Below are 8,841 nucleotides of genomic sequence, written 5' to 3'. Positions count from 1 at the left end.
ATAATCAACCTATAATCATAAAATAAATCTGTGAGCGAAACTAAAACAAGATTCAGAGCAGGTGTGCTTTTCGGCGATGAGGTAACAGAGCTGTTTAAGTATGCAAATGAGAACAACTTCGCAATTCCTGCCGTCAATGTTATTGGCACGGATTCAGTGAATGCTGTGCTGGAAACAGCAAGAGAAGTGAACTCTCCAGTTATCATTCAGTTCTCCCACGGCGGTGCCCAGTTTTTTGCGGGTAAAGGCCTGGCTAACGACAACCAGAAAGCTGCCATTGCTGGTGCTATCTCAGGTGCGCAACACGTTCACCTGATGGCTGAGGCCTATGGTGTGCCTGTGGTACTCCACACAGACCATGCTGCCAAAAAACTGCTGCCTTGGATTGATGGCTTGCTGGATGCTGGAGAGAAGTTCTACAAAGAGCATGGCAAACCGCTTTATTCTTCTCATATGCTTGATTTGTCTGAAGAGCAGATACACGAGAACATTGAGACTTGCTCGAGCTACCTGAAGCGCATGAATAAAATCGGCATGACGGTTGAGATTGAACTTGGTGTAACGGGTGGCGAAGAAGACGGCGTAGATAACTCAGATGTAGACAGCTCACGCCTTTATACACAGCCTGAAGAAGTAGCCTATGCTTACGAAGAACTAAACAAGGTTAGCGACAGATTTACCATTGCAGCTGCCTTCGGTAACGTGCACGGTGTTTACAAACCAGGAAACGTAGAACTGCGCCCTGAGATTCTGAAGAATTCACAGGATCATATCCAGGAAAAGTTTAAAACTGGTCCTAACCCGGTTAATTTTGTATTCCACGGTGGCTCCGGATCTGAAAAGCACCAGATTAAAGAGGCAATTACCTACGGAGCTATCAAAATGAACATCGACACTGATATGCAGTGGGCATTCTGGGATGGCATACGTAACTACTACGAAAGCAAGAAAGGGTATTTACAGTCTCAAATCGGCAGCCCTGACGGCGAAGATTCTCCTAACAAGAAATATTACGATCCACGTGTTTGGTTACGTGAGGGTGAAAAGTCTTTCATTGCTCGCTTAAAAGAAGCATTTGAAGATTTAAATTGCATCGGTAAGAACGCATAGTATTAACGATGTATAGAATAAACAAAAGAGGCAGCGTTGTAGCGCTGCCTCTTTTGTTTAATGTGAAGTATACTTGCTGCTATGGCTTCAGAGTTTGGATAATCGCTTCCAGAAAGTCCTGCACAGCTGCCACATCTTCTAACTGATAGGAAGCGGCTGTTTGCTGACCATGCTCGCCTACCATTACCCCGATTCCCTGCCCTTGCAAGGTAGCAAACGCATCTTCATCCGTTAAATCATCTCCTATATAAAGGGGCACAATGTCAGGTTTATTCAGCTCGAGTTTCTCCATCAGCCATAAAACAGCTTTGCCTTTGTGCCAGTCAAGGTTAGGTTTCAGTTCCATGATCATCTTTCCCGGCCCCGGCTTTAACGCCTCATGCTCCGAGATAACCTGCTTTACCACTTCAAGCACTTTAGGCACCTGATCTTCAGCTACATTGCGGTAATGCACGGCAATAGCATAGCGTTTACGCTCAATAAATAGACCCTGTACATCTTGTAAGCGCTCCTTTAACTCTTCCTGTGCCTTATCTAAGGCAGGTATGGCAGCTGCTGCACCTCCTGGCTCAGTGTGCATATCATCCGGTCCTGAGATATCAAAGCCATGAGAACCCGCATAATAAATATTATCAAGTTGCACCAGGTCTTTCACGTTAGCACGGTCTCGGCCGCTCACTACGGCTACACTACAAACTTCAGCCAGGCGCTTCAAGGTACTCCGCATTTCTTCTGATAACACGGCCTTATCCGGATCCTGCACAATAGGGCTCAGGCAACCGTCGTAATCTAAAAACACAGCTGGTTTCTTGCCTTGTAAGTGTTTGGGAACTTCGGATGTCGCAGATGGGAGATCGTTTACATGGTACTTCTGAACCTGCATACCTGAGTCGTTCTTCATAGTAAGTTTGGGTATTTGTAAAGCTAATAGTGAGTTAAGATTAGTGTAATTTATACTTGCGTTAAAACCACAAGCTTAACAGGTAATACTTGACATAGTAGTACATTGTTTCCAAAGCTGCTTAGTATTGGGTTAGACAGCAACAAACTAGAGAAGGCACTAACCAAAGGGGGCCGCTATCAGATAGCGGCCCCCTTTGGTTTTTATATTTCATTCCTGCTGCTTACAGCTTTAAAGCCTCTTGAACTTTAAGCAGGGTTCAAATTTGCTTTCACTTCCGAAGAGAAACCTTTGATAACAATATCAGCACCCTTCATCTCCAGATTCTCTTTTTTATAGCTGTGATCAACACCAACTACTAAACCAAACCCGCCTGCTTTAGCTCCTTCAATACCAGCAGTGGTATCTTCAAAAACAGCAGTATCCTCTGGCTTTACACCTAACTGGCGTGCTGCCTCCAGGTAAATGTCTGGTGCAGGTTTGCTCTTCAATTTATGTTCTCCTGCTACTACTTTATCTACTCGAACTTCAAAAAGTCTGTCTAATCCGGCACGGCGAAGTATAGTCAGGCAGTTTCTGCTTCCTGAAACAATAGCAATTTTCATACCTGCTTCCTGCTGCTCTTTTACCCATTGCACCGCATTGTCAAAAACAACTACACCGTTTTGCTTTAGCAGTTCGTGGAAGTATAAATCTTTGCGCTCGCCTAAGCCAACAATCGTATTTTTATCGGCATCATCTTCAGGCTTGCCCTCTGGCAACGAAAGGCCACGAGACTCCATGAAGTTACGCATGGCATCAATGCGGGGAACGTCATGTACAAAAGTGCGATAATCTTCCTGAAGATCGAATGGCTTATAGGTTGTGCCATCCTGCTGCCCCTGCTGTTTCAGAAAAGAGTCACAAAGCCTTTTCCAGGCTTCGGCATGCAAGCTGGCTGTGTTTGTGATAACACCATCCATGTCCAGAATAAGGGCTTTGATATTTCTTTTTTTTATAAGATTGCTTAGATCACTCATTGCAGTATGTTTTGATTATAGAATTCGTTCGCTCAATGCTTTATACCCTATGATGTTTTAGGATTGGCAGGCATTTAAACTTTGATAGCAGATTTTACTATTTATACGCAAGGTCGATAATATAGACGCAAGCAAATTCAGAGCTTAAAACCTGCTCTAAAAGCGTTGTTTATACTCCACCCTATTAAAAGAAACCTGCCATCATTATGCCTTACCTCAAATATAGGCACATATAAATATAAATTGAACAATATCGCTTATTTAAATGTAGCCAGAGCTGGATTTTATACTTATACCTGCCTTACCGTCTATTCGAAAATTATGCAACATATAAAGCTTCGGAAATGCAAGATGAAGCTTTATGTGTTACAAAGTACCTAGCTGCAATTACGTACACCTTCTGCTTCAACTACTCAGCATTAAATATAAATTTACGGAATGCCGAGGGTGCGCTCTTCAGGTGGAACTTCAGGACCTTGCTCTGGCCTTGTTGCTCCTTTTTGCCCTCCTGATACATAATCATTGCTGTGTTCTGCAGGCTTATCTTGTATTGCTTTAGAAGCAGCACTTTGCCGATCTGAATTATGTTGTTCTTTCTTCTCTTCCATTGCTCTCTTTCTTATAATTAAATAGGTTATGGCGTTTACCACTTGCCTCAAAACAAGGTTTTTATCATACGGAGATATGATGATATCCCTGTACATACGCAGCATTGTCAGTTAAGATAAGAGCATGTTTAAAATTCATCCTTTGCGCTGCAAACCGCCTGTAAAGGAACGCGGCTTCATGCTTTTCTCGCCCCATAGCGCTGCTATGAAGCTCTAAAACCGCTTTGCCAGAACCCTTGCCATTCAGCTTTCGCTTGCAAAAACGAAATGTAAACAAGCTCTAAAAAGAAGCATAAGCCATCTGTATATTCTATAATAACAGAATTTAAAACCAGAATGTATAAATTTGAAGTAAGATCGCTTTAGCTGCGCTTCAGTACGTAACCATTTACAAACCGAAACGGGTATCCTCGTAAACCTGAAGCTTTAAATAGCAGTAGTGAAACCGGATGCCCTGTACAACTACAAAAAATATACTATGCTTAAAAGTAACTCTCCAACCACAACCGAGGCCTGGAAAAAATTAGAAACCCATTTTAACCAATTACAGCCCCAGCACCTCCGAGAATTATTTGCGCAGGACCCGGAGCGTTTTCAGAAATTCACATACAAGCTGAATGACACACTGTATGATCTGTCTAAAAACAGGATTACGGAAGAGACGCTGCAACTGCTCACTCAATTAGCAGATGAAACTGGCGTTCCTGCTGCCATAGAGAGTATGTTTAGCGGTGATAAAATCAATGCCACAGAAAACCGGGCTGTGCTTCATACGGCGCTGCGCAACTTCACAGATGAGCAGCTAAACGTGGAGGGTGAAAACGTACTGACAGAGGTACATGAAGTGCAGCAGCAGATGAAGAACTTCTGTGACAAACTGCACAGCGGTGAGTGGACGGGGTATACAGGAAAACGCATCAAGAGTGTGGTGAATATCGGCATTGGAGGCTCCGATCTTGGTCCCAAGATGATCATTGAGGCGCTCAAAAAGTATCAGAAGCCAGACCTGGAGGTTTACTTTATCTCTAATGTTGATGGTACGGACGCCGCTGAAACGCTGCGCAAACTGGACCCTGAAACTACCCTATTCATTATTGCCTCTAAAACATTTACTACCAAAGAAACCATCACCAATGCTGAAACAGCCCGCGGTTGGTTCCTGCAAAAGGCAGTTGACAGAGAGCACATCAAGAAGCACTTTGTAGCTTTGTCGACCAACATAGAGGCAGTTACAAAATTTGGCATTGCAGAAGAGAATGCCTTCCGCTTCTGGGATTGGGTAGGCGGACGCTTCTCACTTTGGTCTGCTATTGGCCTCTCCATAGCCTGTGCGCTTGGCTATGATAAATTTGAAGAATTGCTGCGTGGTGCCGAGTCTATGGACAAGCATTTCCGCAAGGCTCCCATGAAAGAAAATATTCCTGTGCTGATGGCGCTGCTAAGCACTTGGTACACCAACTTCTTTGGCTGCCAGACACACGCTATTCTGCCATACGACCAGTACCTGCGTTTATTACCCGAGTACCTGCAGCAGCTACTGATGGAAAGCAACGGCAAAAGCACCGACCGCAACGGCCAACCAGTTACGTACCAAACACAGCCTGTGGTATGGGGAGCAGCAGGAACTAACAGCCAGCACTCCTTCTTTCAGTTAATTCACCAGGGTACCGTACTTATTCCTAGTGATTTTATTGCGCCTGCCCTGAGCCATAATGATGTTGGCAACCACCACGCCCTGCTGCTGTCTAACTTTTTTGCGCAAACAGAAGCTTTGATGAAAGGCAAAACTGCCGAGGAAGTAAGACAGGAACTAGCGCAAAAAGGAATGTCTGGAGAGGAGCTGGAAAATCTGTTGCCACATAAGGTATTTGCCGGCAACAAGCCCACTACCTCTATCATGATGAAGCAACTGACAGCATTCGAACTTGGTAGCCTGGTGGCCATGTACGAGCATAAAACGTTTGTGCAGGGTGTCATCTGGAACGTTTACAGCTTCGACCAATGGGGCGTGGAGCTCGGAAAGCAGTTAGCCGGAACGATCGAGGGAGAACTGCTACAAGGCAAGACATCTGATCACGATAGTTCTACCAATGGCCTCATCAACTTCTATCAGCAGAATAAATAAACTATACTGATACGTTAATAGTATAGCGGTATGAGCAAATACTTAGCTGCTCATATTCCCTGAATTTATACTTTTAACTTAAGATCATGAAGCGTTTGTTGCTGGTTTTACTGGTATGTGTAAGTATGAGCAGCTGCGTGGATGACACCTTTTTTCAAGAAGATGCACTTGCCACTGCGCAAGAGTTAAACGGGAAAGCCGCTGCCGGTACAGATAGCGCTTGGGTAATAGCCGGGCGCCACTATAACCGCAGCGGCTTTCACCGTTTTTTCTGGGGAAACCATAACCGCAACTTATGGGCAGAACCAGTAAAGCTGCCTTTGTTCAAGCTGGACTCTATATATGGCGGTTTAAAAGTAACAGGAAAAGGCGGTGGCTTTCAAACCACAAGTTTTAAGTTACAAGACAGCGCAGGCAGAAAGTATGCTCTCCGCTCACTAGACAAAGATCCTATACATGTAGTTAGTCCTTTCTGGCGCGGAACATTTGTAGCGAATGTACTCCGCGATCAGACTGCCGCCGCCAATCCCTATGGTCCACTGGTTGTGCCCCATTTGGCAAAAGCAGTAGGTGTCCCCCATACAAACCCTAAACTTTATTATGTCCCCGCCTCTGATACAGCCTTTGGCATACATAAACAGGCTGTTCAGGGTAAAGTATTCTTATTGGAAGAGAAGTATGAAAACCCTGTGGACCTCAGAGGTGGGTTTGCTGGTGCCATAGGCTTTGCTGATTCAGACGAAGTGCTAAGTAATAGGTTTGCCTCTAATAATTACCACATAAACCAAGCTGCCTTTGCACGAGCTCGGTTGCTGGACTTACTCATCGGCGACTGGGACAGACACAAAGGGCAATGGGAATGGGCTGTATCAAGCAATAGCAGCGATACTTTTTATGAGCCAGTGCCCAAAGATCGTGATCAGGTATTTTTCAAGATGAAGGGCGGTCTGATTCCCTTTATTGCAACAAGTAAGTTGCTAGCGCGCAAGCTTCATACATTTGACGGCGACTTCAGCGATGTGAAGGCCTATATGCTCAATGCTGCATTCATTGATCAGCGCTTCTTAAACGAGCTGAGCAAGCAAGACTGGCAAAGTATAGCAAAAAGTATGCAGCAGCAACTAACAGATGAAGTTATCGAACATGCGGTGCAACAACTCCCCTCTCCCATTTATGCGTTAACAGGAACTGAAATTATACATAATCTAAAAAGCAGACGCGATCTTCTACTCTATGCTGCGTCAGAAATGTATAAATTATTGGCAGCCGAAGTAACTGTTGCTGGCTCAGATAAGGAAGAGCATTTTGTGGTGAAGCGGTTAAATGATGAAATCGTGGAGGTAAGCATTCATAGAAAAGCAGCTGCTACCGTGCCAGCAAAACAACTCTACAGCAGAGTTTTTCATAGAGGCGAAACAAAACAAATCATACTTCATGGCTTGGCTGGAGATGACACTTTTGAAGTGTCAGGTAACGTAGATGAAAGTATACCTGTTAAAATATACGGTGGTATCGGAGAAGATAAAGTGATTGATACCTCTACAGTTACTGGGTTGAAGAAGTATACTTTGATCTATGATACATACCGGGGAAACAAAATTAGTTTCGGATCAGAAACAAGAGATATGACAACCGATGACGTACGTGTGCATGCCTTTGACAGAGAAGGAAATTAAGAGAATCTTATGAGGATAGTTTGATATAAATGGTGCAGTTACTATTATCTACCTTTAGCTCTTTTAACCAGATAAGAATACAAGACTTTATCAAAAGGCTCGTTGATATCTACCGGCACAAAGTCAATTTTATACTGCCCGCACTTCAGCGCCAGTTCTTTTTTATACTTCTCTACCGCAGAACGATAGTGCTCCCGCACCTGCGATGGCTGTAATTTCAGTTCCTGCCCTGTTTCCACATCAACAAACACATAGGGCCGTTCAGAAAACTCAAAGTCCTCTTCCGTCTTACGATCCATCACATGAAAAAGCAATACCTCGTGGTTCTGGTGCTTCAGGTGCTGTAAAGCTGCAAAAATTCCCTCCAAATCATCGTGCCTGCTAAGCATGTCTGAAAAAAGAATAACGAGCGAACGCTTCGGTATCTGCTGCGCTATCTGATGCACCACTTCGGCTACATTGGTATCTTTAAAAGCAGGCTGCTGCTCTAGTTGCTGTTGCAGCAGAAGCAATAATGTATGCAGATGCGAAGCTGTAGATTTTACAGGTGTTTGGAGCTCAATTTTACTTGAAAAAGTTACCAGCCCCACAGCATCACGCTGTCGGCGAAGCAAGGTCGCTAAAGCAGCCGCACATAAGGCAGAAAAAGTTAGCTTGCCATTGTTCTCTGTGGGATAATACATGGAAGGCGAGACATCCAGCAGCAGGTGACACCGAAGGTTTGTTTCTTCCTCGTAACGCTTCACAAAAAGCTTATCTGTACGAGCAAAAACTTTCCAATCGATATGGCGTGTGCTTTCCCCGCTGTTGTATAAGCGGTGCTCTGAAAATTCTACCGAGAAGCCATGATAAGGCGACTGGTGCAATCCTGTGATAAAACCCTCTACCAACTGCCTGGCCAGAAACTCCATGTTTTCAAATTTCTGCACATCGGCAAGAGTCAAAGGCTTTTTCATCGTTTACTTTTTTAAAACAGGCGCTGCTTTAGAAACGACAACGGGTAACTCTTGTTGCTCTGGCTGCTCTTCTTTCACCTCAGTTAAGCGCACAGTGGCTGTTCCGTCACGCACCATACCTAGTTCCACAGCTGCTGCTCTGGACACATCTATCACGTGGTGGCGGCTGCGGGCCATTCGATCATTTATTTTGACCACAACTGATTTACCGTTTTTAAGATTCGTGACCTGAACCTTCGTGTTGAAAGGGAGTGTGGCATGTGCAGCAGTGAAAAGGGTTTTGTCGTAGCGCTCACCACTGGAGGTGCGGTGGCCTTGCATACGGTCAGCGTAGAAGGAGGCTTTGCCGCTGGCAGTATAGGAGGCTGTGCCGTTAAAGAACGAGAGGAAAAAAATTAATACTACTGAACATATATTCATAGTATCATATAGTTGGTCCGCTACAA

8 protein-coding genes are annotated in these 8,841 nt (G+C 44.5%); 3 read left to right on the top strand and 5 right to left on the bottom strand.

Annotation, left to right across the window (positions count from 1 at the left end; translation table 11 throughout):
• Positions 1–30 precede the first annotated feature (30 nt).
• A complete protein-coding gene (gene fbaA, locus ACFQ2O_RS17515; protein WP_377530801.1) occupies positions 31–1,110 on the top strand; it encodes a class II fructose-bisphosphate aldolase in 1,080 nt (359 codons plus the stop codon).
• A 79-nt stretch (positions 1,111–1,189) separates the two neighbouring features.
• Here fbaA and otsB read toward each other — a convergent pair whose 3' ends face one another.
• From otsB to ACFQ2O_RS17500, 3 genes are all read right to left on the bottom strand, one after another.
• Positions 1,190–2,011 carry a trehalose-phosphatase gene (gene otsB, locus ACFQ2O_RS17510; protein ID WP_377530797.1) on the bottom strand — a complete coding sequence of 274 codons (822 nt, stop codon included), beginning with the start codon at positions 2,009–2,011 and terminating at the stop codon, positions 1,190–1,192.
• Between the two features lie 248 nt (positions 2,012–2,259).
• Complete coding sequence (locus tag ACFQ2O_RS17505) at positions 2,260–3,030, bottom strand: HAD family hydrolase (protein WP_377530792.1); 771 nt, start codon at positions 3,028–3,030, stop codon at positions 2,260–2,262.
• Positions 3,031–3,461: 431 nt separating this feature from the next.
• Complete coding sequence (locus ACFQ2O_RS17500; protein WP_377530789.1) at positions 3,462–3,638, bottom strand: hypothetical protein; 177 nt, start codon at positions 3,636–3,638, stop codon at positions 3,462–3,464.
• 478 nt (positions 3,639–4,116) lie between these two features.
• On the opposite strand from ACFQ2O_RS17500, the gene pgi reads away from it, so the two are divergent.
• Both pgi and ACFQ2O_RS17490 read left to right on the top strand, forming a co-directional pair.
• Positions 4,117–5,763: a glucose-6-phosphate isomerase gene (gene pgi, locus ACFQ2O_RS17495; RefSeq protein WP_377530785.1), complete on the top strand. Its 1,647-nt coding sequence runs from the start codon at positions 4,117–4,119 to the stop codon at positions 5,761–5,763.
• A gap of 86 nt (positions 5,764–5,849) precedes the next feature.
• On the top strand, positions 5,850–7,439 hold the full coding sequence (locus ACFQ2O_RS17490) for a hypothetical protein (RefSeq protein WP_377530782.1): 1,590 nt from the start codon (positions 5,850–5,852) through the stop codon (positions 7,437–7,439).
• A gap of 44 nt (positions 7,440–7,483) precedes the next feature.
• Here the strand turns inward: ACFQ2O_RS17490 and ACFQ2O_RS17485 are convergent, their stop codons facing one another.
• The gene (locus tag ACFQ2O_RS17485; RefSeq protein WP_377530779.1) at positions 7,484–8,395 is read right to left on the bottom strand and encodes a DUF58 domain-containing protein; all 912 of its coding nucleotides are present in this window, start codon (positions 8,393–8,395) and stop codon (positions 7,484–7,486) included.
• Between the two features lie 3 nt (positions 8,396–8,398).
• Positions 8,399–8,841: septal ring lytic transglycosylase RlpA family protein (locus ACFQ2O_RS17480; RefSeq protein WP_377530776.1), on the bottom strand; the 443-nt coding region annotated here is incomplete at its 5' end.

This window comes from Pontibacter rugosus (genome assembly GCF_042678745.1).
Lineage (GTDB): Bacteria > Bacteroidota > Bacteroidia > Cytophagales > Hymenobacteraceae > Pontibacter > Pontibacter rugosus.
This window is presented reverse-complemented; position numbering and strand designations above follow the sequence as displayed.